The 25751-nt window shown below is 71.4% G+C and carries 26 protein-coding genes; 20 read left to right on the plus strand and 6 right to left on the minus strand.

The window, feature by feature from the left end; translation table 11 throughout:
* The first annotated feature begins 166 nt into the window (after positions 1 to 166).
* The 8 genes from F1721_RS13540 to F1721_RS13575 all read left to right on the plus strand — a co-directional run bounded on the left by F1721_RS13540 (position 167) and on the right by F1721_RS13575 (position 8891).
* Complete coding sequence (locus F1721_RS13540) at positions 167 to 505, plus strand: hypothetical protein (RefSeq protein ID WP_150067028.1); 339 nt, start codon at positions 167 to 169, stop codon at positions 503 to 505.
* A gap of 109 nt (positions 506 to 614) precedes the next feature.
* Positions 615 to 1886: a glutamate-1-semialdehyde 2,1-aminomutase gene (gene hemL / locus F1721_RS13545; protein ID WP_387510893.1), complete on the plus strand. Its 1272-nt coding sequence runs from the start codon at positions 615 to 617 to the stop codon at positions 1884 to 1886.
* Entirely contained in the window at positions 1883 to 2518 is a 636-nt protein-coding gene (locus F1721_RS13550; protein WP_150067030.1) for a histidine phosphatase family protein, read from the plus strand. The genes hemL and F1721_RS13550 overlap by 4 nt, the downstream gene beginning before the upstream one ends.
* Complete coding sequence (locus F1721_RS13555) at positions 2515 to 3105, plus strand: TlpA family protein disulfide reductase (RefSeq protein ID WP_170301477.1); 591 nt, start codon at positions 2515 to 2517, stop codon at positions 3103 to 3105. The genes F1721_RS13550 and F1721_RS13555 overlap by 4 nt, the downstream gene beginning before the upstream one ends.
* A gap of 614 nt (positions 3106 to 3719) precedes the next feature.
* Positions 3720 to 4505: a cytochrome c biogenesis CcdA family protein gene (locus F1721_RS13560; protein WP_150067031.1), complete on the plus strand. Its 786-nt coding sequence runs from the start codon at positions 3720 to 3722 to the stop codon at positions 4503 to 4505.
* The gene (gene resB / locus F1721_RS13565) at positions 4505 to 6127 is read left to right on the plus strand and encodes a cytochrome c biogenesis protein ResB (RefSeq protein WP_150067032.1); all 1623 of its coding nucleotides are present in this window, start codon (positions 4505 to 4507) and stop codon (positions 6125 to 6127) included. Before F1721_RS13560 ends, resB begins: the two co-directional genes overlap by 1 nt.
* A complete protein-coding gene (ccsB, locus tag F1721_RS13570) occupies positions 6127 to 7131 on the plus strand; it encodes a c-type cytochrome biogenesis protein CcsB (RefSeq protein ID WP_150067033.1) in 1005 nt (334 codons plus the stop codon). The genes resB and ccsB overlap by 1 nt, the downstream gene beginning before the upstream one ends.
* A 236-nt stretch (positions 7132 to 7367) precedes the next feature.
* Entirely contained in the window at positions 7368 to 8891 is a 1524-nt protein-coding gene (locus F1721_RS13575) for a MinD/ParA family ATP-binding protein (RefSeq protein WP_150067034.1), read from the plus strand.
* A 41-nt stretch (positions 8892 to 8932) separates the two neighbouring features.
* Here F1721_RS13575 and F1721_RS13580 read toward each other — a convergent pair whose 3' ends face one another.
* Together F1721_RS13580 and F1721_RS13585 are read right to left on the minus strand one after the other, a co-directional pair.
* Entirely contained in the window at positions 8933 to 9124 is a 192-nt protein-coding gene (locus tag F1721_RS13580; protein ID WP_150067035.1) for a hypothetical protein, read from the minus strand.
* Positions 9125 to 9346: 222 nt separating this feature from the next.
* Positions 9347 to 9571 (minus strand): BldC family transcriptional regulator, encoded by a 225-nt coding sequence (locus F1721_RS13585; protein WP_150067036.1) that lies wholly within the window; start codon positions 9569 to 9571, stop codon positions 9347 to 9349.
* A 173-nt stretch (positions 9572 to 9744) separates the two neighbouring features.
* On the opposite strand from F1721_RS13585, the gene F1721_RS13590 reads away from it, so the two are divergent.
* The 7 genes from F1721_RS13590 (at position 9745) to F1721_RS13620 (ending at position 14157) form a co-directional block, all read left to right on the plus strand.
* Entirely contained in the window at positions 9745 to 10056 is a 312-nt protein-coding gene (locus F1721_RS13590) for a DUF4229 domain-containing protein (protein WP_246154823.1), read from the plus strand.
* An 8-nt stretch (positions 10057 to 10064) separates the two neighbouring features.
* A complete protein-coding gene (cds1, locus tag F1721_RS13595) occupies positions 10065 to 11162 on the plus strand; it encodes an L-cysteine desulfhydrase Cds1 (RefSeq protein ID WP_150067037.1) in 1098 nt (365 codons plus the stop codon).
* Between the two features lie 42 nt (positions 11163 to 11204).
* Entirely contained in the window at positions 11205 to 11741 is a 537-nt protein-coding gene (locus F1721_RS13600) for a DUF3558 family protein (RefSeq protein ID WP_246154826.1), read from the plus strand.
* A gap of 175 nt (positions 11742 to 11916) precedes the next feature.
* The gene (locus F1721_RS13605; RefSeq protein WP_150067039.1) at positions 11917 to 12246 is read left to right on the plus strand and encodes a hypothetical protein; all 330 of its coding nucleotides are present in this window, start codon (positions 11917 to 11919) and stop codon (positions 12244 to 12246) included.
* 11 nt (positions 12247 to 12257) lie between these two features.
* Entirely contained in the window at positions 12258 to 13214 is a 957-nt protein-coding gene (locus tag F1721_RS13610; protein ID WP_150067040.1) for a WXG100 family type VII secretion target, read from the plus strand.
* An 18-nt stretch (positions 13215 to 13232) separates the two neighbouring features.
* Complete coding sequence (locus F1721_RS13615; protein WP_246154830.1) at positions 13233 to 13661, plus strand: hypothetical protein; 429 nt, start codon at positions 13233 to 13235, stop codon at positions 13659 to 13661.
* A 19-nt stretch (positions 13662 to 13680) separates the two neighbouring features.
* A complete protein-coding gene (locus tag F1721_RS13620) occupies positions 13681 to 14157 on the plus strand; it encodes a hypothetical protein (protein ID WP_150067041.1) in 477 nt (158 codons plus the stop codon).
* 51 nt (positions 14158 to 14208) lie between these two features.
* Here the strand turns inward: F1721_RS13620 and F1721_RS13625 are convergent, their stop codons facing one another.
* From F1721_RS13625 to F1721_RS13635, 3 genes are all read right to left on the minus strand, one after another.
* Positions 14209 to 15081 (minus strand): 1,4-dihydroxy-2-naphthoate polyprenyltransferase, encoded by an 873-nt coding sequence (locus F1721_RS13625; RefSeq protein WP_150067042.1) that lies wholly within the window; start codon positions 15079 to 15081, stop codon positions 14209 to 14211.
* Between the two features lie 52 nt (positions 15082 to 15133).
* Entirely contained in the window at positions 15134 to 16300 is a 1167-nt protein-coding gene (gene menE / locus F1721_RS13630) for an o-succinylbenzoate--CoA ligase (protein WP_150067043.1), read from the minus strand.
* A gap of 272 nt (positions 16301 to 16572) precedes the next feature.
* The gene (locus F1721_RS13635) at positions 16573 to 17496 is read right to left on the minus strand and encodes a 1,4-dihydroxy-2-naphthoyl-CoA synthase (RefSeq protein ID WP_150067044.1); all 924 of its coding nucleotides are present in this window, start codon (positions 17494 to 17496) and stop codon (positions 16573 to 16575) included.
* Positions 17497 to 17630: 134 nt separating this feature from the next.
* On the opposite strand from F1721_RS13635, the gene menD reads away from it, so the two are divergent.
* Together menD and F1721_RS13645 are read left to right on the plus strand one after the other, a co-directional pair.
* Complete coding sequence (gene menD, locus F1721_RS13640; protein ID WP_150067045.1) at positions 17631 to 19301, plus strand: 2-succinyl-5-enolpyruvyl-6-hydroxy-3-cyclohexene-1-carboxylic-acid synthase; 1671 nt, start codon at positions 17631 to 17633, stop codon at positions 19299 to 19301.
* Positions 19302 to 19502: 201 nt separating this feature from the next.
* Entirely contained in the window at positions 19503 to 21005 is a 1503-nt protein-coding gene (locus F1721_RS13645; RefSeq protein ID WP_150067046.1) for a M1 family metallopeptidase, read from the plus strand.
* A gap of 195 nt (positions 21006 to 21200) precedes the next feature.
* Here the strand turns inward: F1721_RS13645 and F1721_RS13650 are convergent, their stop codons facing one another.
* Positions 21201 to 22493: an isochorismate synthase gene (locus F1721_RS13650; protein ID WP_246154832.1), complete on the minus strand. Its 1293-nt coding sequence runs from the start codon at positions 22491 to 22493 to the stop codon at positions 21201 to 21203.
* Positions 22494 to 22581: 88 nt separating this feature from the next.
* Between F1721_RS13650 and F1721_RS13655 the strand changes: the two genes are divergently transcribed.
* From F1721_RS13655 to F1721_RS13665, 3 genes are all read left to right on the plus strand, one after another.
* Positions 22582 to 23079 (plus strand): DUF3592 domain-containing protein, encoded by a 498-nt coding sequence (locus F1721_RS13655; RefSeq protein WP_246154835.1) that lies wholly within the window; start codon positions 22582 to 22584, stop codon positions 23077 to 23079.
* A gap of 748 nt (positions 23080 to 23827) precedes the next feature.
* On the plus strand, positions 23828 to 24628 hold the full coding sequence (paaC, locus tag F1721_RS13660; protein WP_246154841.1) for a 1,2-phenylacetyl-CoA epoxidase subunit PaaC: 801 nt from the start codon (positions 23828 to 23830) through the stop codon (positions 24626 to 24628).
* Positions 24629 to 24948: 320 nt separating this feature from the next.
* On the plus strand, positions 24949 to 25527 hold the full coding sequence (locus F1721_RS13665; protein WP_150067047.1) for a hypothetical protein: 579 nt from the start codon (positions 24949 to 24951) through the stop codon (positions 25525 to 25527).
* Positions 25528 to 25751: the final 224 nt, after the last annotated feature.

The following is a 25751-nucleotide window of genomic DNA, read 5'->3' on the forward strand; positions in this document are numbered from 1 at the left end:
CGCTCCGGCATGTCGGGTGCCCGACGCGCCGGGGGACCGCAGTTTCAGTTGAAACTGTGATCCGTCGTGGGTGGGAGTCGCAGTTTCAATTGAAACTGCGATGTCACCGGATCGCCGGGGGCGGGCAGGCGGTGCGCGTGCGGTGGGTCATGAGACGCTTCTGAGCGTGACCACTCCGGAACCGTGGCCTGCGGACGGGCCGAAGTTCAGCGCCGAGACCCTGGAACGCGCCGAGCGGCAGGGCCGGTTGAACCAGCCGTGGCGGGCCGCCGTGGCCGGGATCGAGCTGGTCGTGGCCGTGGTGCTGGTGGCGGTCGGCTGGTGGGCGTGGCAGCACGGCACCGTGACCATCTACCTGCCCGGCCCGCACGGCGCGATCGACGTGGTCACCCGGTCGGTCGGGAGCTGGTTGGCGTCCGCGGTGGCCGCCTCGACGCTCGCCGGGTTGCTGCTGCTCGACGCGATCCGGCAGGTGGTGCTGGCGCTGCGCGCCCGCGGCCGGTAGTCGGGGTGCGGCAGGTCACCGAGCTGCGCCTGTCAGACTGGGGGACGTGACAGCTTCTGCGAACCCCGCATCGAATCCGAACCACGATCCGGCTCCGCGGTCGCGGCAGCTGTTCGACCGCGCGCAGGACGTGACGCCGGGCGGCGTCAACTCCCCGGTCCGCGCGTTCCACTCGGTCGGCGGCACGCCCCGGTTCATGGTTCGCGGCGAAGGCGCCTACCTGTGGGACGCCGACGACAACCGCTACGTGGACCTGGTGTCCTCGTGGGGGCCGATGATCAACGGGCACGCGCACCCGGACGTGGTCCGCGCGGTGCAGGAGGCCGCTTCGCACGGCCTGTCCTTCGGCACCCCCGGGGCCGGTGAGATCGACCTCGCGCAGGAGATCATCGACCGCGTCGAGCCGGTCGAGCAGGTCCGGCTGGTCAACTCGGGCACCGAGGCGACGATGAGCGCCGTCCGGCTGGCCCGCGGGTTCACCGGCCGCCAGAAGATCGTCAAGTTCGCCGGTTGCTACCACGGGCACGTCGACGCGCTGCTGGCCAGCGCCGGGTCCGGGGTGGCGACGCTCGGGCTGCCGACCTCGCCGGGCGTCACCGGTGCGCAGGCCGCCGACACGATCGTGCTGCCCTACAACGACCTCGACGCCGTGCGGCAGGTCTTCGCCGATCAGGGCGACGAGATCGCCTGCGTGATCACCGAGGCCGCGGCGGGCAACATGGGCGCCGTCGCGCCGCTGCCCGGCTTCAACGAGGGGCTGCGCGAGATCACCCGTGCGGCCGGTGCGCTGCTGATCATGGACGAGGTCATGACCGGCTTCCGGGTCTCCCGCGCCGGTTGGTTCGGCGTCGACGGCGTGGCCGGTGACCTCTACACCTTCGGCAAGGTGATGTCCGGCGGGCTGCCCGCCGCCGCCTTCGGCGGCCGGTCCGACGTGATGGCCCGGCTCGCCCCGTCCGGGCCGGTGTACCAGGCGGGCACGCTGTCCGGGAACCCCGTCGCGGTGGCCGCCGGGCTGGCGAACCTGCGGGCCGCCGACGCCGAGGTCTACGCGGCGCTGGACCGCAACAGCAAGCGGCTCGGCGACCTGCTCGGGTCGGCGCTGACCGAGGCGGGCGTGCCGCACCAGGTCGCTTACGCGGCCAACATGGTCAGCGTCTTCTTCAGCGAGACCCCGGTGCACAACTACGAGCAGGCGCAGGCCCAGCAGACCTGGCGCTTCCCGCCGTTCTTCCACGCGCTGCTCGACCGCGGCGTCTACGCGCCGCCGAGCGCGTTCGAGTCGTGGTTCGTGAACGCGGCGATGGACGACGCGGCGTTCGAGGTGATCGCCGAAGCCCTCCCGCACGCCGCCCGCGCCGCTGCGGAGGCGACCGCATGAGCGACGAGCGGACCGTGGTGCACTTCATGCGCCACGGCGAAGTGCACAACCCGGAGGGGATCCTCTACGGGCGGCTCCCCGGGTACCGGTTGTCGGACCGGGGTGAGCAGCAGGCGAAGCTCGTCGCCGAGTTCCTGGCCGGGCGCGACATCGTGCACGTGGTCGCCTCGCCCCTGCAGCGGGCGCAGCAGACCGCCGAGCCGATCGGCGCGACGTTCCAGGTCGACGTGGCCACCGACGAGCGGCTGATCGAGTCGGAGAACCGCTTCGAGGGGCTGAAGGTCTCGGTCGGCGACGGTGCGCTGAGCTCGCCGAAGCACTGGCCGAAGCTCTGGAACCCGCTGCGGCCCTCCTGGGGCGAGCCCTACCTGCAGATCGCGCACCGCATGCTCGGCGCCGCGCACCGCGCTCGCGCGGCCGCGGCCGGGCACGAGGCGGTGTGCGTGTCGCACCAGCTGCCTATCTGGACGCTGCGGCGGTTCCTGGAGGGCAAGCCGATGTGGCACGACCCGCGTCGGCGCCAGTGCTCGCTGGCGTCGCTGACCAGCCTGGTGTTCCGCGGCGAGGAGCTGGTGCGCATCGCCTACGTGGAACCGGCCGGGGCAACCGATCCGAAGGTGACAGGGGCATGAAGAAGCTGTTGGTACGCCTGGGCCTGGTGGCCGCGGCGGTGGCGCTGGTCGGCGGCTGCGCGACGCAGGGCGACGACGCGGTGGCCAGCGGTGGCGAGTTCACCTTCGTCTCGCCCGGCGGGCAGACCCGCCTCTTCTACAGCCCGGACGAGCGCGGCCGGGTGTCCGGGCTGTCCGGCGAGAACCTCATGAAGGAGGGCGAGCAGCTCGGCCTGGACAACTTCAAGGGCCAGGTCGTGGTGCTCAACATCTGGGGCTCGTGGTGCGGGCCGTGCCGGGCCGAGGCCGACGACCTGCAGGCCGTGCAGGACAAGGCCGGGCCGAAGGGCGTGCAGGTGCTCGGCGTCAACGTGCGGGACAGCCGCTCGGCGGCGCTGGACTTCCACCGCGACCGCGGGCTGACCTACCCGTCGATCTACGACCCGTCCGGGCGCTCGCTGCTCGCGCTGCGCCAGTTCCCGCGCAGCACCGTCCCGGCGACGATCATCCTGGACCGCCAGCACCGCGTCGCCGCGGTCTTCCTGACCGCGATGCTGGAGAGCGAGCTGCTCCCCGAGGTGGAGAAGGTCGCCGCCGAGCAGGCGTGAGGACCGGCTCCCGGGCTCGTTGCTGGCGGGTGGCGGGACCGGGTGCGGACGCGATTTCACTGAGGTTTTTCCAGCCTCGTTCTGGGTGGCGGTGCGAGTGGCGGAACCTCAGCGCCCGCCTGGCTGTGGGTGCCCTGACTTGTGTATGAGCCGATACAGGGCGTCAGGGCCGTCCTCGCCGGAAGGAACCCCGGAGGGGTGGGCACCGTGAACCCGCGGCGGTGCCGGTTGCGAGGGTGGGTTATGCGCCTGCGGCGCATGCGACACCTGCCGAGCGGTGCAGTTCGCCCTTCGCGGCTGCGGTCCACAGACCGGGATGAACAATTTCAATGGAAATCGGAGGTCCGATTTCCATTGAAATCGCGGGAATCCCGACACCCCGTCGGCGTGTCCGGTGCCCGACACGCCGGTGATGCACAGTTTCAACTGAAACTGCGGTGTGGTGAGCGGCGGGTGCCTGGCGCCGTGGTGGGGACCGGCGGTCCTGAAATTGCGGGACCAATGGCCCTGGTGGGGCGTTCTCGGCTGTGAGCAAGGCCATCACCAGGCACGATGTGGGCCGGTTCACCGAGCCCGGTGCAGGGTCGTGGTCTTGACTTTCCTACCCTCGAAGTGTGAACCCCACCGAGCTCGCCCAGTCCGGCCCGCTTCTCCTGGCGGCCGCGGTGGCGGTGCTCGCCGGGGCGGTCAGCTTCGCCTCGCCGTGCGTGGTGCCGCTGGTGCCCGGCTACCTGGCCTACCTGGCCGGAGTCGTGGGCGCTGAGACCCCGCCGGTGGACGCGAGCGAGGACAAGCTCTCGCGGAGCGGTCGCTGGCGCGTTGCCGGTGCCGCCCTGCTGTTCGTCGCCGGGTTCACCGTCGTCTTCGTCGCCGGGACGATGCTGCTGCTCGGCCTGTCCGACGCGTTGCTGGCCAACGAACTCCTGCTGCAGCGGATCGGTGGCGTGGTCACCGTCGCGATGGGGCTGGTGTTCCTCGGGCTGGTTCCCTCGCTGCAGCGCGACGTCCGCATCCACCGGGTGCCGCGCGCCGGGATCTGGGGGGCTCCGCTGCTGGGCGCGGTGTTCGGCCTGGGCTGGACGCCGTGCATCGGCCCGACGCTGGCGGGCGTGGCCTCGCTCGCCGTCGCCACCGAGGCGTCCTCGTCCGGGACCGCGGGGCGCGGCGTCCTGCTGATCGCCGCCTACTGCCTCGGCCTGGGGTTGCCGTTCGTGCTGCTGGCCCTCGGCGCGCGGTGGGCGCTGCGCAGCGCGGGCTGGCTGCGGCGGAACGGACGTGCCATCCAGATCGCAGGTGGCGTTCTGCTGGTCGTGGTCGGCCTGCTGCTCGTCACCGGTTTGTGGGGAGAGTTGATCGCCTTGCTCCGTGGCCCGATCGCCGGATACGAGACGATCCTCTGATGGGCGGCTACCTGAAGATGGCGCTGGCCTTCCTGCGCAACACCTGGCGCGGGTTGACGTCCATGCGCACCGCCCTGGTGCTGCTGTTCCTGCTCGCCCTGGCCGCCCTGCCGGGCGCGCTGATCCCGCAGCGCTCGCTGAACATCACCGAGGTGGACCGGTACTTCGCCGAGTACCCGACGCTGGCGCCGATCCTGGACAAGCTCGGTGCTTTCGAGGTCTTCGGTTCGGTCTGGTTCGCCTCCATCTACGTCCTGCTGTTCATCTCGCTGATCGGCTGCCTGCTGCCGCGCTGCTTCGAGTACTACAAGCAGTGGCGCAGCAAGCCGGTCCGCACCCCGCGCAACCTCTCCCGGATGCCGCACCACGAGACGGCCACCCTCGACGCCTCGGTCGACGAGGTGATGGCCGCGACCCGCACCCGGCTGCGCGGCTGGCGGATGGTCGAGCGGGAGGAGGACGACGGCGCGAAGTCGATCAGCGCGGAGCGCGGGTTCCTGCGCGAGATCGGCAACCTCGTCTTCCACTTCGCCCTGGTCGGGCTGCTGGTCGGCGTCGCGGGCGGCAAGCTGTACGGCTACGAGGGCCAGGTCATCGTGGTCGCCGACGGCTCCGAGTTCTGCAACTCCGGCACCTACAACTACGACTCCTTCCGCGCCGGGCTCACCGTCGACGGCACCCAGCTCACCCCGTTCTGCGTGCGCGTCGACGACTTCGACATCGACTACCAGCCCAACGGCCAGGTCGGCGACTACCGGGTGAACATGCACTACCAGTCCGGCGAGGACCTGGAGACCAACACCTGGCAGCCGTACCTGCTGCAGGTCAACCACCCGCTGCGCACCGCGGGCGACCGGATCTACCTGACCGGCAACGGCTACGCGCCGCGCTTCACCGTCACCTTCCCGGACGGGCAGCAGCGCACCGACGTCATCCAGTGGCAGCCCGCCGACCCGGCGACGATGCTCTCGCAGGGCGCGACCAAGTTCGACCCGCCCGGCGTGCTCGACGAGGAGCAGCGCCGCCGGAGCCAGATCGCCGTCACCGGGCTGTTCGCGCCCACCGCCGCGTTCGACGGCGCGGTGCTGAGCTCCCGGTTCCCGGACCTGCTGGACCCGGCCGCGGCGGTCGACGTGATGCGCGGTGACCTCGGGCTCGACTCCGGCCGCGGCCAGTCGATCTTCGGCGTCGACCAGTCCATGGTGGACCAGGGCAGGCTCCAGCGGGTGGCCCGCCAGAACCTGCGCGTCGGCGAGGAGATCCGCCTCGACGACGGCACCACGGTCCGCTTCGACGGCGTCGAGCGCTGGGCCAACCTGCAGGTGTCGCACGACCCGTTCCAGCCGTGGGTGCTGCTGTTCTCGGTGCTGGTCATCTTCGGCATCAGCACCTCGCTGATGATCAAGCGCCGCCGGGTGTGGGTCCGCGCGGTGCCGCACCCGGACCAGGACGGGTCCGGTTCCGCACGTACCGTTGTCGAAGTCGGCGGGCTCGCCCGCACCGATCAAGCTGGCTACGGCGAGGAGTTCACCAGGCTCGCCGCCGACCTCCTCGGCACGGGGGTCGCCCACTCGCCGAAGTCCCGCGCGGCCGCTGGCCCCGCGCGCGAAAGGAAGAGCTGATGCCGGTCAACCAGACGCTGTCGACCTACAGCGACATGGCCTACGCCACCTCGGTGGTGGTCTACATCCTGGCGATGCTGCTGTACTTCGCGGAGTTCTCCCGGGGTCGCGTCGCAACGGTCGCCCGCAGCCGCGAGGCCGCGCTGGTCGGCGCCGGCGGCGACTCGGACGCCACCTCGACGCCGGTCGTCGGGCACGTGCCCGCCCCGGAGAAGCGGCCGATGGCCGAGCGGCTGGGCGGCATGGCCGTCGCCATGACGCTGCTCGGTGCGGTGGTGCACTTCGCCTCCCTGCTGCTGCGCGGTCTGGCCACCGGCCGGGTGCCGTGGGGCAACATGTACGAGTTCGGCTCGGCGATCTGCCTGGCCGCGGTGGTGGCCTGGTTGGTCGTGCTGTTCCGGCAGACGCGCACCGCTCGGCGCGACGCGACCCCGAGCCAGCTGCGCGGGCTCGGCGGATTCCTGATGCTGCCGGTGGTGGTGCTGCTCTTCCTGTCCGGCACCGTGCTGTACGCGCAGGCGGCGCCGCTGATCCCGGCGCTGCAGTCCTACTGGATCGTGATCCACGTCGCCGCGGCGATCATCTCCAGCGGTGTCTTCGTGTTCGCCGGGGTGGCGAGCCTGCTGTACCTGGTGCGCTGCCGGTACGAGAACAACCCGCTGAAGATGGTGAAGGTCGGCTCCCGGCTGCCCACCAGCCAGGCGCTGGACCGGGTCGCCTACCGCGCCACCGTGATCATCTTCCCGGTGTGGACGTTCGCCATCGTCGCGGGCGCGATCTGGGCGGAAGCGGCCTGGGGCCGGTTCTGGGGCTGGGACCCGAAGGAGACCTGCTCCTTCGTCGCCTGGGTGGTCTACGCCGCGTACCTGCACGCCCGCGCCACCGCGGGCTGGCGCGGGGTGCGCGCCGCGTGGATCAACATCCTCGGCCTGGCCGTCATGATCTTCAACCTGTTCTTCGTCAACATCGTCGTCGCCGGTCTTCACTCGTACGCTGGACTGTGAGCGGATGATCAGCGCCCTCCGGGGCGCGGCGCGGAACCCGCCGTGCGCGGCGGGTTCCGGCGTGCGGAGTCCGCCACCTGCGCAATTCGCGCCCGGTCGGCGAACGGCGCCGGGGGGTTCGACCGCCCACCCCCGGTGACTGGTGGGTCTCCCTGCGACTACCGTGCCTTGCGGAGACGGGGAGTTCTCGATTCGGTCCGGCAGGGCCCGGCTCGATTGTGGGAGGGACGGCAACGGTGACCGGACAGTACGAAGAGCCTGAAGCGAGGCGGAACGCGGGGACCACCGCGGCGCAGGCCGACGGCGCGGACGTCGAGTCCGGCAGCGCGGGGTCGGCGCCCGACGGCCAGTACGTCGAGCCGGAAACCCGGCCGGCGCACCCCACTCCGTCGTACGTCGACCCGTCGCAGGTCGACCAGTCCGGGAACCCGGTCGGCGACGCGCCGCAGCCGTACTACCCGGGCGGTGCGCCCGCGGCCCCGGGCTACGCCGACCCGAACCAGTCCGGGCCGCAGCAGGCCTACTTCCCCGACCCGACTGCGTCCGGCCCGCACCCGCAGGTGTCGGGACCGCACCAGGTCCCGGGCGCGCAGTCGGGCCCGTACTCGGTCTCCGGTGGACAGTCCGGTCCGTACCCGCCGGTCTCGGGCGGGCCTTCCGGTCCGTACCCGCCGGTGTCCGGCGGGCCGTCCGGCCCGTACCCGACCGGCGCTCAGCAGTACCCGCCGCAGAATCCGCAGGGCGGACCGCAACCCGGTCCGCAGCAGTCGTTCTCGTCATACCCCCAGGCTGCCCCGAACAGCGGCCCCGGGGATCAGCCGTTCGGCCAGGACCTCTCGTCCGCTCAGCTGCTTCGGCAGACCAAACGGTCTCCCCAATCCGGGTGGCGCAAGGCCGTCTACCTGGCCACCGGGAAGACTGTCAACCTCGGCGAGGGACCGGCCGACCGGCGCCGCCGCGAGCTGATCGCCCGGGTCAACCAGCCGCTGCAGGGCTGCTACAAGATCGCGATGTTGAGCCTGAAGGGCGGCGTGGGCAAGACCACCACGACCGCCACCCTCGGCTCCACGTTCTCCTCGCTGCGGGGCGACCGGGTGATCGCGGTGGACGCGAACCCGGACCGCGGCACCCTGGCGCAGAAGATCCCGCTGGAGACCACCGCGACGGTGCGGCACCTGCTGCGGGACGCGCACCGGATCCGCAAGTACAGCGACGTCCGCGCCTACACCTCGCAGGGCCCGTCCCGGCTGGAAGTGCTGGCCAGCGAGCAGGATCCGGCGGTCTCGGAGGCGTTCAGCGAGGACGACTACCGGCGCACCGTCACGATGCTGGAGCACTTCTACAACGTGGTGCTCACCGACTGCGGCACCGGCCTGATGCACTCCGCGATGAAGGGCGTGCTGGACCTCGCCGACTCGCTGGTGATCGTCTCGTCCAGCTCGATCGACGGCGCGCGCAGCGCATCGGCCACGTTGGACTGGTTGGACGCGCACGGCTACGGCGACCTGGTGGCCCGGTCCGTGGCGGTGATCAACTCGGTGCGCCCGGCCTCCGGCAAGGTGGACGTGGACAAGCTGGCCGCGCACTTCAGCTCGCGGTGCCGCGCCGTGTCGAAGATCCCGTTCGACCCGCACCTGGAGGAGGGCGCCGAGGTCGAGCTGGACCAGCTCGGCGCGTCCACCCGGATGGCGCTGCTGGAGCTGGCCGCGACGGTGGCCGACGACTTCCCGCACGCGCCCGGCCGGAACCGGCAGGGCTGATCAGCGGACCGGGGGCACCTGCCGGGGCAGGTGCCGTTCGGTCACTCGTCCTCCGCCGGACGCGACTTCCGCCGCTGCTCGTCCAACCGGCGCAGGAAGTCGGGGTCGTCGTCGGGCGCGATCGGCGCCTGCCGGGAACGAGGCCGGTCCGGCCCGGTCGCGACGGGGCCGAACGCCTTCCACATCAGCACCGCGATCGTGAGCGCACCGATCGCTGCCAGGACGTAGATCATCAGGCCACCTCCAACTCTGCCGCTCACCCGAGACTAGCCAATTCCAGGCCCGGCTGTCGGAGCCGCAGGTAGCCGCGCTGGGGCGGGCCCAGGTGATGCCTCGCCGTCGACGAGGCGCCACCTGGACCCGCCGACCGCGGGGCGCTCTTCAGATCTGCGTCCGGAGCACTCGCCGACGAGGGGCGCTGGCGAGCGGAGCTCGGAACAAGTCGTGCGCGTGCTTCAGACCGCGCGGTTGACGTCGTTGGTGAGCTCGGCGAGCAGGGCGCGAACCTCAGACTCGCGGAAGCGGCGGTGGCCGCCGGGGGTCCGGATGGAACCGATCCGGCCGGCGGTGGCCCACCGCGTCACGGTCTTGGGGTCGACCCGGAAGAGCGCCGCGACCTCACCGGGCGTGAGGAGCTGCTCCTGGCCGTTCTGGCGCGGCTGCTGGGTCGTCGCGGTCACAGGTGACCTCCACGTTGCGAGATGGTCATTCGGGCAATCCGGTCGCATCCTGGCACCTCGATGGCCAGGTACTCGAACATTTGGGTTTAGGTAAAGGGAAGGTAAGGGACGAAAACGGCGCTTCGGGCGGGTGCGCGGGACGGCCGCGCGATCCCTTGCTCTACCCTGGTGACGTGCAGGAACAGCAGCCCGAACCCGCGACCCAGGGGGCGAAGTCGACCCTCGCACGTGACATCGCGTTGTACACCGTCGCCCGGTTCTCCATGGTGATCGTGGTCGCCTTCCTGTTGATGCTGGTCACCGTGCCAGCGCTGGTGGCGTTCGCGGTGTCGGTCGTGGTGGTGATGCCGCTGTCGCTGCTGGTGTTCGGCAACCTGCGGCGCCGGGTGGCGGTCGGGATGGCCGAGCGGGCCGCGGTGCGCAAGGCCCGCCGCGAGGAGCTCATGGCGCAGCTGCGCGGTGAGCGCGCCACGGACGCCGGGTGAACCCGGGGATGGTCGGCAGCATCGATCGCTCCTGCGCGCGGACCAGGGCCTGGACCAGCGAGGCGGTCCGGATCATCGAGGCCGATGCGAACCGCAGCGCGGACACCCACCTGCTGCGCTACCCGCTGCCCGCGGAGTGGGGGATCGATCTCTACCTCAAGGACGAGTCAACACATCCGACGGGTTCACTCAAGCACCGGCTGGCCCGATCGCTGTTCCTCTACGCCATCTGCAACGGCTGGGTGACCGAGAACACGCCGGTGATCGAGGCCTCGTCCGGTTCCACGGCGGTGTCCGAGGCCTACTTCGCCCGGCTGCTCGGGTTGCCGTTCATCGCCGTGATGCCCCGCTCCACCAGCCGCGAGAAGGTGTCGCTGATCGAGTGGCACGGCGGCCGCTGCCACTTCGTGGACGAGCCGGGCGCGATCTACACCGAATCGCGCCGGTTGGCCGCCGAGCTCGGCGGCCACTTCATGGACCAGTTCACCCACGCCGAGCGGGCCACCGACTGGCGCGGCAACAACAACATCGCCGAGTCGATCTTCGAGCAGCTGGCGCTGGAACCGCACGCCGAGCCGAGCTGGATCGTGGTCGGCGCGGGCACCGGCGGCACCAGCGCCACCATCGGCCGCTACCTGCGGTACCGGTGCCACCGCACCGAGCTGGCCGTGGTCGACCCGGAGTGCTCGGTGTTCTTCGAGGCCTGGCGGGACGGCGATCCGGACCGCACCAGCGATCGCGGCTCGCTGATCGAGGGCATCGGCCGCCCGCGGGTGGAGCCGTCCTTCGTCGGGCAGGCCATCGACCGGATGATCAAGGTCCCGGACGCGGCCTCGATCGCCACCATCCGCTACGTCGAGCAGGTGCTGGGGCGGCGGGTCGGCGGTTCCACCGGGACCAACCTGTGGGGCGTGTTCGCCCTGGTGTCGGAGATGATCGCGGCCGGTCGGCGGGGCAGCATCGTGACGCTGCTCTGCGACGGCGGTGAGCGGTACGCCAACACCTACTACGACGACGAGTGGGTCTCGGCCCGCGGTTTGGACCTCGACGCGCCGCGCGCGGTGCTGGAGCACTTCCACGCGACCGGCGAGTTCCGGGCGGTTTAGGGAGGTTTGGTGCCGGTGAGGCTTTGGCGTTGGGCTGCTGCGGTGGCGTTGCTCACCGCGGTCACCGGATGCGCTTCCGAGCAGTCGCCACCGGCCGGGACGCCGTCGACGTCGGAGACCTCGACGGCGGAGTCGTCCACGGAGTCCGCGGAGCCCTCGATCACCCGGAACATCCCCCCGGAGCAGCGCGCGCACCTCGCAGAGCTGTCCGGCGAGCAGATCTGCCGCTTGGCCGACCCCGCCGACCTGGAGGCGCTGGCCTTCGCCGTGGAGCCCGGACGGCCGCGCGAGCTCGGCTTCGACCCGCCGGTGCGCGGCTGCGAGTTCGACGCCCGCTCCGGCGGCCGCTCGGTGCTGATCGGCGCTCAGCGGGAGGGCTTCGCCGAGCTGGGGCGGGACGAGGTCGAGCTGGGCGCGGCCCGCGGCACCAGGACGCTGCGCGCCAGCGACTGCACGATCTACGCAGGTGCGGCCGGTGCCACCCTGCAGATCTCGGTGACCGCGGCGGAAGCCGACTCGGACGACTGCGGCGTGGCGAAGCGCGTCGCCGAGTACGTGCTGCCCGCACTGGTCGGCTAGCCCCGGAATCCGCTGTGCGCCCGGGGTCCTAGACCGGCCTGCCGCCGGGTGGAACCGGTCAATTCGGCCGCTGCTTGTCACGACTGGAGAACGAGTCCACCAATTCGGGGAACGCCGAGCCGCCGGGTGTCGTCGAATCGTTCCGAACTGATGTGGGGACGAGTCGGGGGTTCGGATGGCCGAAAACCTCAAGGCGATTCCGGAGGAGATGAAGGCCTTCGAAGGTCTTCTGGAGCGGAACGCCGGGTATTTCAAGAAGATCGACGAGTGGGCGGAGAACACCGCGTCCGACACCAGCGGGTTCACCGGCCTGATGATGGTGCTGATCCCGGTCGTCGAAATGGTGACCGCGCTGTACGGCGAAACCCTGGAGTGGGCCAACAGCGCGCTGTTGAAGGTCAAGGAAGATCTGGCTGACGCCTCCGCGGAGTACGAGGAGATCGAGCAGAAGATCGTCGGGGTCTTCCAGAAGATCCAGGCCGAGCTCGACGACATCAAGATCTGAGGAGGACGGGAATGGCATCGTTCGCAGACGCCGAAGACCCGATGGGGGTCCTCACGGCGGATCCGAGCCAGAGCAACGCGGAATCGCAGAAGCAGGCGATCGAGGACGCCGGCTGGCAGGTGCAGGCGGTCAACTGGGTCTACGAGAAGGTCACCGGCCAGAACCTCATCGAGACGCTGATCTCGCCGATCACCGGCGACTTCTCGAAGATCGAGACCAACGCCGAGGCCTGGGGGCAGGTCGGCGACGCGCTGCGCGCCATCCGGAAGAACCTGAACCAGGGCATCAGCGATCTGCGCGAGAGCTGGGACGGTTCCGGTGCGATCGCGTTCGAGACGCTGCTGGTCTCCACCTGGACCGTGGCGCTCGAGGGCGACGCCATGCTGGCGCAGCTGATCGGCCAGGGCTTCCAGAAGGCCGCGGACATGTCGCGGAAGATGACCGACAAGGCCCTGGAGCTGATCAAGAAGCTGGTCGACCGGCTGATCGAGACCGCGGCCACCGGGTGGATCCCGGTCGCGGGCTGGGCCAACGTGGTGCGCAACGTCGAGAAGTGCGTCGAGATCGTGATGGCGATCCTGGAGCTCTTCGAGGCGCTGCAGCAGATGTACGACTCGGTGGTGCAGCTGGTCGAGTCGATCAAGAACGCGGGCACCAACCTGGCCAAGATCAAGGACGCCAACAGCCTCGGCGACGCGGTCAACATCGGCCTGCAGGCCAAGGACGACGTCACCGCGGTGTCCGAAGCCGCGACCGGGGTGAAGAACTCCGCGACGGGCGTCAAGGACGCGACGACCGGAGTGAAGGACGCCACGACCGGCGGGAACGGCGACGGCAACGGTGGGAACGGCGACGGCAACGGCACCGGGAACGGTGGCAACGGCGATGGTTCCGGCGGGGACAACGGCGGCACGGGGTCCGGTGGCGGCAACGGCGGCTACCAGACGCTGGCGTCCGGCAGCCTGTGATCGGGAGGATGACGCGACGTGAGTGACGACTGGAAGACCCCGGAGATCCGCGACGCCGAGGCGATGCTCGAGGAGCGCATGCGCCAGGCCGAGGAGGTGCTGGACCGGGTCAGCCGGTACGAGGCGGAGCTGCCGGAGATCAAGCTGACCGACGACCAGATCGAGGACATCGAACAGCGCATCCGCTCCGGCCAGGCCCCGCCGGAGATCGCGGCGCTGCAGGCGCGCATCGACGCGGGCGAGTTCACCTGGCAGGACATCGCCAGCGGCGAGGCGCTGCACGACGAATCGGTCCAGGCCGCGTTCGCCAAGAGCGTGGAGAACGCACAGCAGGCCAAGGAGTTGCTGGACGCCGGATACGATGCGGCGACGGTCATCAACAACGACCCGAACCGCGCGCCGGAGGACACCTACGACGACGAACCGCCGGATTCGTTCCTGCGGTGAGGGACTGAGTGATTCGACTATGAACCGCAAGACCCTGATCGGCATCACCATCGGCTGGGGCGTCCTGGTCGCCGCGGTCTTCGCGGTGCTCCTGGGCATGGCGATGTTCAGCGGCACCTCGCTGGCGAAGGCGGACACGGCGGACGGCTCCACCGGCCCGTACTACCGCTGGGACGGCGAGCCGATGCTGATCACCAGCACGCAGAGCAACAAGTCCGCGGTGTGCAAGGTCGTGCCGGACGAGGGCGAGGCGCGCGACATCTCCACCTACCGCGCCGAGGGGCGCCGGTACGTGGACCCGGTCACCCCGTGGTTCTCCGGCGGGGCGCGGATGTCGTGCACGACCCCGGTGAAGATCCGGGTCGGTTCCGAGGTCACGAGCTACGAGCTGTTCGCCAAGAACCGCGTGGTGCAGATCGGTGCCGCCGTCATCGCCGCCGGTCCGTTCCTGGCGGTGAGCGTCTTCGGTCTCGGCAGCCGCAAGGCGCGAGCCTGACCGACCAGCGCGAACGGCCCGTCCACCACCGGTGGGCGGGCCGTTTCGCCGTCAGCCGAGGGCGAGGGCGCCGCCGGTGACGGCCGCCCAGATCAGCATCGCGAGGCCGGTGTCGCGCAGCGCCGGGATCAGCGCACGTCCCTGCGCGCCGCTGATCACCGCGCGCAGCGGGACGACGAGCGGCAGGAGCGCGGCGAAACCGAGCAGCACCCACGAGTTCCGCAGCCCGATCAGCACGGTGATCAGGAACGGGACCAGCGCGAGCGCGACGTAGAGGGTGCGGGTGTCCCGGTCGCCGAGCAGCACGGCCAGGGTGCGCTTGCCGGTGACGCGGTCGGACGGGATGTCCCGCAGGTTGTTGGCCACCAGCACCGCGCAGGACAGCGCGCCGACGCCCACCGCGGCGCCGATGCCGAAGCCGGTGATCTTCCCGGCCTGCACGTACATCGTGCCCAGCACCGCGATCAGTCCGAAGAAGACGAACACGGCCAGCTCGCCGAACCCGGCGTAGCCGTAGGGCCGCTTCCCGCCGGTGTAGAACCAGGCACCGGCGATGCAGAGAGCGCCGATCGCGAGCATCCACCACTGGCCGCTGCGGAAGAGCACGCCCAGACCGGCGACCGCGGCCAGCCCGAAGCAGGTGAAGGCCGCGGTGCGCACCGCGGCCGGCCGGGCGGCGCCGGAGCCGACCAGGCGGAACGGGCCGACCCGGTCGTCGTCGGTGCCCCGGATGCCGTCGGAGTAGTCGTTGGCGAAGTTCACCCCGATGATCAGGAACATGGAGACCAGGAGGGCGAGGACCGCGGTCAGCGGGTCGAACCCGTCGACCCCCGCGGCGGCGCCGGTCCCGGCGAGCACCGGCGCGATCGCGTTCGGGAAGGTGCGGATCCGAGCTCCCTCGATCCACTGCGCAACAGTCGCCATGTGAGCCATCTTCGCGCACCGGGGTCACCCGCTCGTGGCAGCCTCCCCCGGATCAGCCCCGGAACAGGGCCGCCAGCGCCCGCCGGTCCGGCTTGCCCGGGCCGCGCAGCGGCAGTTCCGGGAGGAAGGCGAAGCGCTTCGGCGCGGCGGCGGCGTTGAGCCGCGCGCGGACGGCGGCGCGCAGTTCCGGCTCGGCCGGTGGCCGGTCCCGGTCGGTCGGCACGACCGCGGCGACCACCGCCTGCCCCCACTCGGGGTCGGGGACGCCGAGCACGCACGCCTCGCGGACGCCGGGCTGCTCGGTGAGGACCCGTTCCACCGGCAGCGGGGCGACGTTGACCCCGCCGGTGATGATCATGTCGTCGGCGCGCCCGAGCACCTCCAGCCGCCCGTCCTGCCAGCGGCCGAGGTCGCCGGTCCGGAACCAGCCGCCGGTGAACGCGGCGGCGTCCGGCCGGTGGCGGTACCCGCGGGCCAGCATCGGCCCGCTCAGCAGCACCGGCCCGGTCTCGCCGTCGACGCGGACCTCCGCGACGTCCAGCGGCTGCCCGTCGTACACGCACCCGCCCGAGGTCTCGCTCATGCCGTAGGTCGTGGTCACGCGGATGCCGTCGTCCAGGGCCCGGCGCAGGAGCGCGGGTGGGGTCGCGGCACCGCCGAGCAGCACCGCGTCGAACTCTCGGAGCGCGGCGAGACCGTCCCCGCCTGCGTTGATCAGCCGGGACAGCTGGGTGGGCACCAGCGCGGTGTAGTGCGGGCCGTCCGCGGCGAGGACGCGCTGCGCGGCTGCGGCGAAGCGGTCCGGGCGGAAGCCGTCGGCGGTGTCCACGGCGTCCGGGCGGGTGCCCGCGAGCAGCGCCCGGACCAGGACCTGGATCCCGGCGATGTGGTGCGCGGGCATCGCCAGCAGCCAGTGGCCGGGCCCGCCGAGCCTGCGGTGGGTGGCCTCGGCGGAGGCGCGCAGCGCGGAGGCCGCCAGCAGCACGCCCTTCGGGGCGCCGGTGGAGCCGGACGTGGCGATGACCAGCGCCGTCGGATCCTCGGCGGAGTCCTCTGCGCTGGTCAACGGCCCTGCCAGCGCTTCGGTCAGGCTGCCGTCGCCCCCCTGGACCGGGAGCAGCGCCGGGCCCTCGCCGTTCAGCGCCCGCTCCAGCGCGGGCAGGACGTCCAGCGCGCCCGCTCCCGGCGGCACGGGCAGCGGCTGCAGGGATCTCGACATGCGCTCCATTGTCGGTCGGCTCGCGAGCGGCGCCCGCGTGATTCCCGGCATCGATCACCTGTTCTAGCGATCAAGTGTTCGAACCGGCCGGTCGATCTAGTGGGTACGCGCTTGGAGAGGAGTTGCCGATGTTGGTTCTGATCGTGCTGGTGCGCGCAGCCGACGGTGGTCGGGTTCGCGCGGGCGAGGGCTCCGGATGTGGTCCCGCGACCCCCGGCCCCGGAGCCGCGCGGCCGAACGGCCGCGCGGGCGGAGCTCGGGGGCCGTCCGGCTCAGAAGTACCAGGGGAAGGCGGACCAGTCCGGGGTGCGCTTCTGCAGGAAGGCGTCGCGGCCCTCGACGGCCTCGTCGGTCATGTAGGCGAGGCGGGTGGTCTCACCGGCGAAGAGCTGTTGGCCGACCAGTCCGTCGTCGATGGCGTTGAACGCGTACTTGAGCATCCGCTGGGCGGTCGGGGACTTGCCGTTGATCTCGCGGGCCCACTGCAGCGCGGTGGTCTCCAGCTCCTCGTGCGGGACGACCGCGTTGACCATGCCCATCTGGTGCGCCTGCTCGGCGGTGTAGGGGCGGCCGAGGAAGAAGATCTCGCGGGCGAACTTCTGGCCGACCTGGCGGGCGAGGTAGGCCGAGCCGAAGCCGCCGTCGAAGCTGCCGACGTCGGCGTCGGTCTGCTTGAACTTGGCGTGCTCGGCGCTGGCGAGCGTGAGATCGCACACCACGTGCAGGCTGTGCCCGCCGCCCGCGGCCCAGCCCGGCACCACCGCGATGACGACCTTGGGCATGAACCGGATCAGCCGCTGCACCTCCAGGATGTGCAGCCGCCCGGCGCGGGCCGGGTCGACGGTGTCGGCGGTCTCGCCGTCGGCGTACTGGTACCCGGAGCGACCGCGGATCCGCTGGTCCCCGCCGGAGCAGAACGCCCAGCCGCCGTCCTTGGCGGACGGGCCGTTCCCGGTGATCAGCACGCAGCCGACGTCGCTGGTCATCCGCGCGTGGTCCAGGGCGCGGTACAGCTCGTCGACGGTGTGCGGGCGGAAGGCGTTGCGCACCTCGGGACGGTCGAACGCGATGCGCACGGTGCCCTTCCCGGGGCCGTCCTCGACGCAGCGGTGGTAGGTGATGTCGGTGAAGTCGAAGCCCGCCACGGGCTCCCACGAAGCCGGATCGAACAGCTCAGAGACACGGGGATTCTGCACACCTGGGACAATAGGCGCAGCAAGTGCTCGGCGCGGGGGCCTCCCCGCAGCAGCCCGGCACCTGCGCGGACCACGGCGAGGAGGAGCATGGACTGCTCCGCCGGGGTCCGCCAACGAGGTTCAGAGGTGATGGGTTGAATCCGTCCACGGCTCAGGCTGAGGTCATCGTCGACGAGCTCGTCCGCAACGGGGTGCGGCAGGTGGTGCTCTCCCCGGGATCCCGCAACGCACCTCTCTCTTACGCACTGCACAAGGCCGACCACGCTGGGCGGTTGCGGCTGCACGTGCGTATCGACGAGCGCAGCGCGGGGTTCCTGGCCCTGGGGCTGGCCGCGCGCGCCCAGTCACCGGTGGCGGTCGCCTGCACGTCGGGGACGGCGGCGACGAACCTGCACCCGGCGGTCAGCGAGGCGTTCCACTCCGGGGTGCCGCTGATCGTGCTGACCGCGGACCGGCCGCCGGAGCTGCGGGCCGCGGGCGCCAACCAGACCATCGACCAGCACCGCCTGTTCGGCTCCGAGGTCCGGCTGTTCGACGAGCTCGCGGTCGCCGAGGAGCGGCCCGGGCAGAACGCCTACTGGCGGAGCCAGGTGTGCCGCGCCTGGCAGGCGGCGCGGGGCGAGGTCCGGGGCGGCCCGGTGCACCTGAACCTCCCGTTCCGGGAACCGCTGGTGCCCTCCGGGGACGACCACTGGTGCGAGTCGCTGGACGGGCGCCCGGACGGTGCGCGGTGGACCGACGGCTCCGACCTCGGGCGGGTGCCCAGCGAGCTGTCCCGCGTCCGCGCCCGGCACGGGCTGGTGCTGGCGGCGGACTCGGGCGTCGACGGTGCCGGGGAGTGGGGCGAGCGGTACGGCTGGCCGGTGCTGTCCGAGGTCGGCGCGGTGGGCGTGCCCGGCTCCGCGGTGATCAGCACCGGGATGTGGCTGCTCGGCCTGCCGGAGTTCCTCCGGGAGCACCGGCCGGAGCAGGTCCTGTGCGTCGGGCGGCCGACGGTGTTCCGGCAGGTGCAGCGGTTGCTGGCGGACACCGGGGTGGAGGTGCTGCTGGCGCACGGCGGGGTCGACTGGCCCGCGCCCGCGCACAACCTGCGGGAGGTCGCGGACACCTTCGGCCCGACGGCGACCCCGGCCGACCCGGACTGGCTGACCAGCTGGCAGCAGGCCGACCAGAAGGCCTCCGCCGCGCTGCACGCCGCGCTGGACCTGGAGCGCTGGCCGAACGGTCCGGTGGTGGCGCGATCGGTGGTGGACGCCTTACCGGAGCACGCGCTGCTGGTCCTGGGCTCGTCCAACCCGACGCGCGACGTCGCGCTGGCCGCGCGGCAGCGGCCCGACGTGGTCGTGCACCGAAACCGGGGCGTGGCCGGGATCGACGGCACCATCTCGACCGCGATCGGCGCGGCCATCGCCCACGGGCGACCGGCCTACGCGCTGCTGGGCGACCTGACCTTCCTGCACGACAACAACGGCCTGGTGCTCGGGCCGCACGAGTCGCGACCGGACCTGACGATCGTCGTGCTCAACGACGACGGCGGCGGCATCTTCTCGCTGCTGGAGCAGGGCAGCCCGGAGCACCGCGAGTCGTTCGAGCGGATCTTCGGCACGCCGCACGGCACCGACCTCGGGCAGCTCTGCGCCGCGCACGGCGTCGAGCACCAGCTGGTGCACCAGCAGTCCGAGTTCGTCGAGGCGTTGAAGTGGCGGCCGGGGCTGCGCGTGGTCGAGGTCCAGGCGGACCGGGCCGCGCTGCGGTCGGTGCACGAGCGCCTGCAGACCGCCGTCCGCTCCGCGCTGCTGGGCTGACCGCTTCCCAGCTCGTGGGACGGCCGGTGCCGGACCGGTCCCGGCCGGTTCGCGCAGCTGGCAGCACCTCGCGATGGCCCCGTCGGAGTGATTCGCGGATTCCGCGGCACTCTGGGAAAAACGTGCCGACGGAAAAACCCGCCCGCTGGTCACGACCTTCTCTAGGCTCCGACCGGAGCACGATTTTCGAGGAGGTGGCAGGTGTTCCGACGACACGGCCTGCGAGCGGTGGCCGCGGCCTGCTGTGCGACAGCGCTTTTCGCACCCCCGGCGCTGGCCGGAGGTGACGGACCTGGTGCGCCCGGCGCGGGCGACGAGTACTTCCCCGGCTACGGCAACGGCGGGTACGACGTCTCGCACTACGACATCCAGGTCCGCTACCAGCCCGCGGACGACCACCTGCGGGGCACCACGACGATCGTCGCGAAGCCGACGCAGAACCTGACCGCGTTCAACCTCGACTTCGCGCTGACGCCGAAGTCGGTGCGGGTCAACGGGTTGCCCGCGCAGTTCTCCCAGAACGGCACCGAGCTGACGGTGACCCCGGCGGAGACGCTGCCGGAGGGCAGCCTGGCGACCTTCGTCGTCGAGTACGAGGGCGTGCCGTCCACGGTGGAGGTCGACGGGCTCAACCCGTGGATCCGCACCTCCGACGGGGCGCTCGCGGTCGGCCAGCCGGAGATCTCCGCCTGGTGGTTCCCGGGCAACGACCACCCGCGGGACAAGGCGACCTTCGACATCTCGGTCACCGTGCCGGACGGCACCGAGGCCGTCGCGAACGGCGTGAACACCGACCGGAGCAGCCTGGCCGGGTGGACCACCTGGAAGTGGCGCACCACCAAGCCGACCGCCACCTACCTGGCGTTCTTCGGCGCCGGGCAGTACGAGATCAACCAGCGGACCGGCGCGTTCGGGCAGCCCTACGTCTCCGCCTACTCGGACGGGCTCGGCGAGCTCGAAGGCCCGGCGAAGGCGAGCGTGGAGCGCACCCCGGAGGTCCTGGAGTTCCTGAGCGGCGTGCTCGGCGAGTACCCGTTCGAGGCGCAGGGCGGCCTGGTGTCCTCGGAGGGGATGAACTTCGCGCTGGAGAACCAGACCCGGCCCACCTACAGCCACCTGTTCTTCCGCGACGGGGCGAACACCTCGGTGGTGGTGCACGAGCTCGCGCACCAGTGGTTCGGCGACTCGGTCTCGGTGGACACCTGGCGCAACATCTGGATCAACGAGGGCTTCGCGTCCTACGCGGAGTGGCTCTGGTCGGAGGCACAGGGCACCGGCACCGCGCAGGAGCTGTTCGACCACTACTACGCGCAGTACCCGGCCGACGACCCGTTCTGGCAGGTCACGCCGGGTGACCCGGGCAAGGAAGCGGTGTTCGACGGCGCGGTCTACGACCGAGGCGCGATGACGCTGCAAGCCCTGCGCAACGTGGTGGGCGACGAGGTCCTGCTCGACATCGTCCGCACCTGGGTGGCGGAGAAGAAGTACAGCACCGGCACGGTCGAGGAGTTCATCCAGCTCGCGGAGCAGAAGTCCGGCAAGCAGCTGGACGACCTGTTCAACGCCTGGCTGTTCACCAAGGGCAAGCCCCCGGTCGGCGAAGCCACCGGAGTCCCCGCCAGCGCCCTCCGCATCCAGGCCGCCCCGCCCGCAGCGGTGGCGGAGCTCGACCGAACCCACGCCCTCCTGCACCACGATCACTGACCGGTCGAGGATTTCCAGGCTCGTTCTGCGTAGCGGTGCGGGTAAGCGGAACCTCAGGGGCTTTCTCGCTGCGGGATCCCGTTTTCGTGTACGGGGACCAGTACACGGCAAACGGGCTGTCCTCGCGAGAAAGCCTCTGAGAACTCGCTCGATCGTCGCGGTGGCGGTTTTTACCGCTGGAAGCAGCTTCGCCGCTTAGTGGAGGCCTTCCAGGGCTTCGCGGACCGGGAGGAGCTTCGCCTCCGCTTCCGCGACCTCCAGGTCCGGGTCGGAGTCGGGGACGATCCCGCACCCGGCGAACAGCCGCACCTTGCCGCCGCTGCGGCCGGTTTCCCCACCGGGCGCAGCGGCGTTCTCCACCTGGGCGCAGCGGAGGGCGACGCCGAGCTCGCCGTTGCCGCTGCCGTCCAACCAGCCGACCGGCCCCGCGTAGCGGCCCCGGTCCATCCCCTCCAGCTCGCTGATCAGCCGCACCGCGTCCGCGGTGGGCGTGCCGCCGACCGCCGCCGTCGGGTGCACCGCGGCGGCCATGCGCAGGAGCGTCGCCACCCGGCCGTCCGCGTCGCTGAGCTTGCCCTCGACGTTCGTGGCCAGGTGCAGCACGTTGCGCAGCTGGAGCACCTCCGGCTCGTCGGGCGCGGTCAGGTCGCTGCAGAACGGGCGCAGCCGCACGGCCAGGGACTCCGCCGCGTAGGCGTGCTCGTTGCGGTTCTTCTCCGACGACAGCAGCTCCGCGGCGAGCTGCTCGGTGCTGTGGCCCTCGCGCGGCCAGATCGTGCCCGCCAGCACCCGGGAGCGGACTTCGTAGCCCGTCCGCTCCAGCAGCAGCTCCGGGGTGGCCCCGACCAGCCCGTCGACCGCGAAGGTCCAGCACGACGGGTAGCGGGCGGCCAGGTTGTGCAGCAGGAACCGCGCGTCCAGCGGTTCCGACGTGGTGGCCAGCAGGTCGTGCGCGAGGACCACCTTCGCCAGGCCGTCGGGCTGCTGCATCCGGCGGACGGCTTCGGCCACCGCCTGCCGGTAGCCGGTCGCGGAGAGCTGCCCGTCACCGTAGGAGACGGTGCCGGGCGGGTGGACCGGTTCGGGGTCGACCGGCTCGGCCGGACCGTTGCCGATCGTGGTGATCCAGCGCACCCCGTCGCGCTCCCCGATGACGACCTCGGGGACCACCAGCACCGAGTCCCCGGGGTCGTCGGCGAAGGCCAGGCTGGCGAACGCGACCGGGCCGCAGCCGGGCAGGCCCACCGCGTCGAGCACCTCGGTCCGCTCGCACAGCTGCCGCCACCAGGCGTCGGCCTGGCTGAAGCGGTCCGGACCGGCCACGTCGAGGCGGGCCGCGCAGCCCCAGCCGACCAGTCCGGCGCCGTCGCGGACCCAGCTCAGCGCCGACCCGCCGGGCAGCAGTTCCAGCAGCGGGCGGTCGTGTCGGGGGTCACCTGGTTCCAGCCGGCGGGTCCGCGCCACCAGCAGCCGCGATGTAGTCGCCACTCCTGGAGGGTATGCGGCGGGCTCGAGGAGGCGGACGCCCCCGAAGCCGCGCGGGCCCGCGACGGCGGGGCGCTTACAATCGGTCACCGTGGCGAGCGACGCGGTGGCAGCGAACGCGGCCGACTCGGTGACCGGTTCCAGCACGGAAGGTGACCAGCCGGTTGCGCGACCGGCGCGCCGCAAGGGCTGGTTGCGCGCCGCCCGCGGTGTCCTGGTGCTGGGCGTGCTGATGACCGCGATGGGCGTGTCCATCATCATCGCCTGCTTCATCAACGACCGGACCATCGAGGAGTCCAAGGGCGAGGCGGTCGCGGAGGTGGTCGACACCTCGCTGACCCGGACCGCAGTGCGCTTCAACACCGACGAGGGCCGCGTCTACATCCCGCCGAACGGCGTCCTGTACCCGGCCGACCTGCAGACCGGGCAGCTGGTGCGGGTGGAGTTCGACTCGCGCAACCCCGACCTGGTGCGGGTGGCGGGGCGCAACGCGATGCTGTCGCTGCTGCCGGTGGGCAGCATGCTGGCGGTCGTGTGGGCGGTGCTGCTGCCGCTGTACTGGCTCTTCCGCCGCTCGGCCAACCGCTGAGGCGGCGTCGTCCAGGGGCTGTTGTCCCGCGATTTCCACGAGGTTCCCCCAACCTCGTCCTGCGTGGCGGAGCGGGGTGCGAGGGTGGGCTACGCGCCTGCGGCGCATTGCGACACCTGACGGCCGGTGCAGTTCGCCCTTCGCGGCTGCGGTCCACGGGCAGGATGAACAAGTTCAATGAGGTTTTTCCAACCTCGTTCTGGGTGGCGGTGCCGGTGGCGGAACCTCAGCGCCCGCCTGGACTCCGGGTGCCCAACTTGATGTATGCCAATACACGGCAGTTGGGCCGTCCTCGCCAGGCGAACGCTGAGAACCCGCGGCGGTGCGAGCTGCGAGGGTGGGTTATGCGCCTGCGGCGCATGCGACACCTGCCGTCCGGTGCCGGTCGCCCTTCGCAGCTGCGGTCCACGGGCAGGATGAACAAGTTCAATGGAAATCAGACCTCTGATTTCCATTGAAATCGCGGAGGTTCTCCGCAGCCCGGGCTGCCTGTTCGCGTCCTTCGGCGTTCGGTGAGACCGCAGTTTCAATTGAAACTGTGGTCGGACTGCGTGCGGCGGGAGCTGGGGAGCAGGCTTCCCTAACCCGGTCGGGTGGTGTGACACTGGACCTGCCCCGACGGACGCCAGTGCGGTCGGATCCCCGGCGCTGGGAGTCGGCCCCGGGCTGCGAGGTCGCCATGATGAACGTCCGGGAAGCGCGAGCGGGCGCAGCGGATGTGCAGCAGTGGGTGCTCGGTGCGCCATCGATGTCCACTGTGGATCGATCGGTGCCGGGCGGGGTGCTCGCCGCTGAACTCTCCCAGTACTGCGCGATGCTGGGCGACGACGTGCTGATCCTCGCGCACCGGTTGAGCGAGTGGGGTGTCCGCGCGCTGGAGCTCGAGGAGTCCGCGGCACTCGGCGGAATCGCGCTGGACCTCTTGGAGCAGGCGCGGATCCTGCTGCACCGCGCGGGCGAGGTCGAGGGCGCGGGGCGGGACGAGGACCGCCTGGCCTACTTCCGCCCGGCCGAGGACTTCCGCAACGTCCGGCTCGTCGAGATCGACTGCGGTCCCGGCCCGGGCGGCGACTTTCCCGCCACCGCGGCCCGGTTGCTGCTGTTCGCGGCGTGGCGGCACGCGGTGTTCGAGCGGCTGGCGGGCAGCCGGGACGCGGTGCTCGCCGCCCTGGCGGCGGGCTCGCTGAACCGGCTCGCGCGGCACCGCGACCACGCGGCCCAGTGGGTGATCCGGTTCGGCGACGCGGACGGGGATTCGGCGCGCCGGATGGCGGCCGGGATCCAGCGGGTGTGGCCGCTGACGGCGGAGCTGTTCGTCCCGCACCCGGTCGAGGCCCGGCTGGCCGACCTCGGCTGCGGGGTCGACCCGGCGCAGGTGCGCGACCAGGTGGGCGGTGTGCTGGACGAGGTCTTCTCGGTGGCCCGGCTCCAGCGCCCGGAACCGGCCGACTTCGGCGTGTTCGCCCGCCCCGGTGGCCGCGACGGGGTGCACACCGGCGACTTCGAGTTCCTGGTGGCCGACATGCAGTACCTGGCCAGGTCCGGCTGACCCGCCGGTGCGGCCCGCACCCAACAGCGCCGGGAGCCCCGACGGCGACCGGGGCGATTTCGCGCGAAACCGGTGCCCTCCCCGCGCGCGGAACGCCGGTTTCGCGCGAAATCGGCGTTTTCCGCCCCGCCGCCCGGCTACGCAGGCACGGTGCCGGGTGAGATTGAGTACTTTTCCCCAAGACCTCCGCGGGGGATCGGAGCAGAGTGATCCGGAGGAGCTCGGGAACCCGGGTTCGGCGCACGGCGTCGGACCGGTGTCCGCGGGCGAGGACACCGGTTTCGACGGCTGCTCGCGGCCGAGTGGAAGGACGACCCGACGTGGACGGATTTTGGGTGCAGGTGCTGATCGCACTGGTCGCGGGCGGGTGCGGGGCCGGAGTGGTGCTGGCGGCCCGCACCGGGAGACGGCGGCCCGCCCCCGTCGCGGTCCCGCAACCGGTCCAACCGCCGCCCGCCCAGGCGCAGCCGCCCGACCCCTGGTTGCACGACGTCCGCCGCTGCGAGCAGGCGGTGCACCGAGCGGGTTGCGCGGTCGACGCGGTGTCCTCGACCCGAGCCCGCCAGAACCTGCAGGCGGTGGTCCGCCGCATGGACGCCGAGCTCCCGAACGTCCGAGCACTCGCCGAACTGGGACGGGGCCTGACGGCCAGCGGCGCGGACGCAGCGGTGCTGCGCCGGGTCCGGGCCCAGCTCGTGGACGCGGCGGTCCGCTTCGGCATGATCACCGACCACGTCGTGGAAGCGGTGGTCGAACTGGTCGCCAACCCCGACCTGAACCGGATGCACCAGCAGGTGGTGGTCCTGCGGGACCAGTTCCCCCTCCTCCGCCCGATGTCAGCGGTCTTCGGCCCCAAACCGGCCGCAACCCCCACCAGAACCCTCGCCCCAGCAGCCTGACCCCACCCCAACCAAACCAAAACCTCACCAAGCCCCGGCGAACCTCACCAAGGCCGGGACAATCTCACCAAGGCCCGGTGAACCTCACTGGGGCCCGGTGAACCTCACCACGGCCGTGCGAGGGGTGGTGACGTCCGCAATTTCGATTGAAATTGCCTCACCTCGCCACTGGAGGTTTCGTCGAGAACGCTGGCAATTTCGGGCTCTTGTGATGTATCCGTGGG

This window comes from Saccharopolyspora hirsuta (assembly GCF_008630535.1).
Lineage (GTDB): Bacteria > Actinomycetota > Actinomycetes > Mycobacteriales > Pseudonocardiaceae > Saccharopolyspora > Saccharopolyspora hirsuta.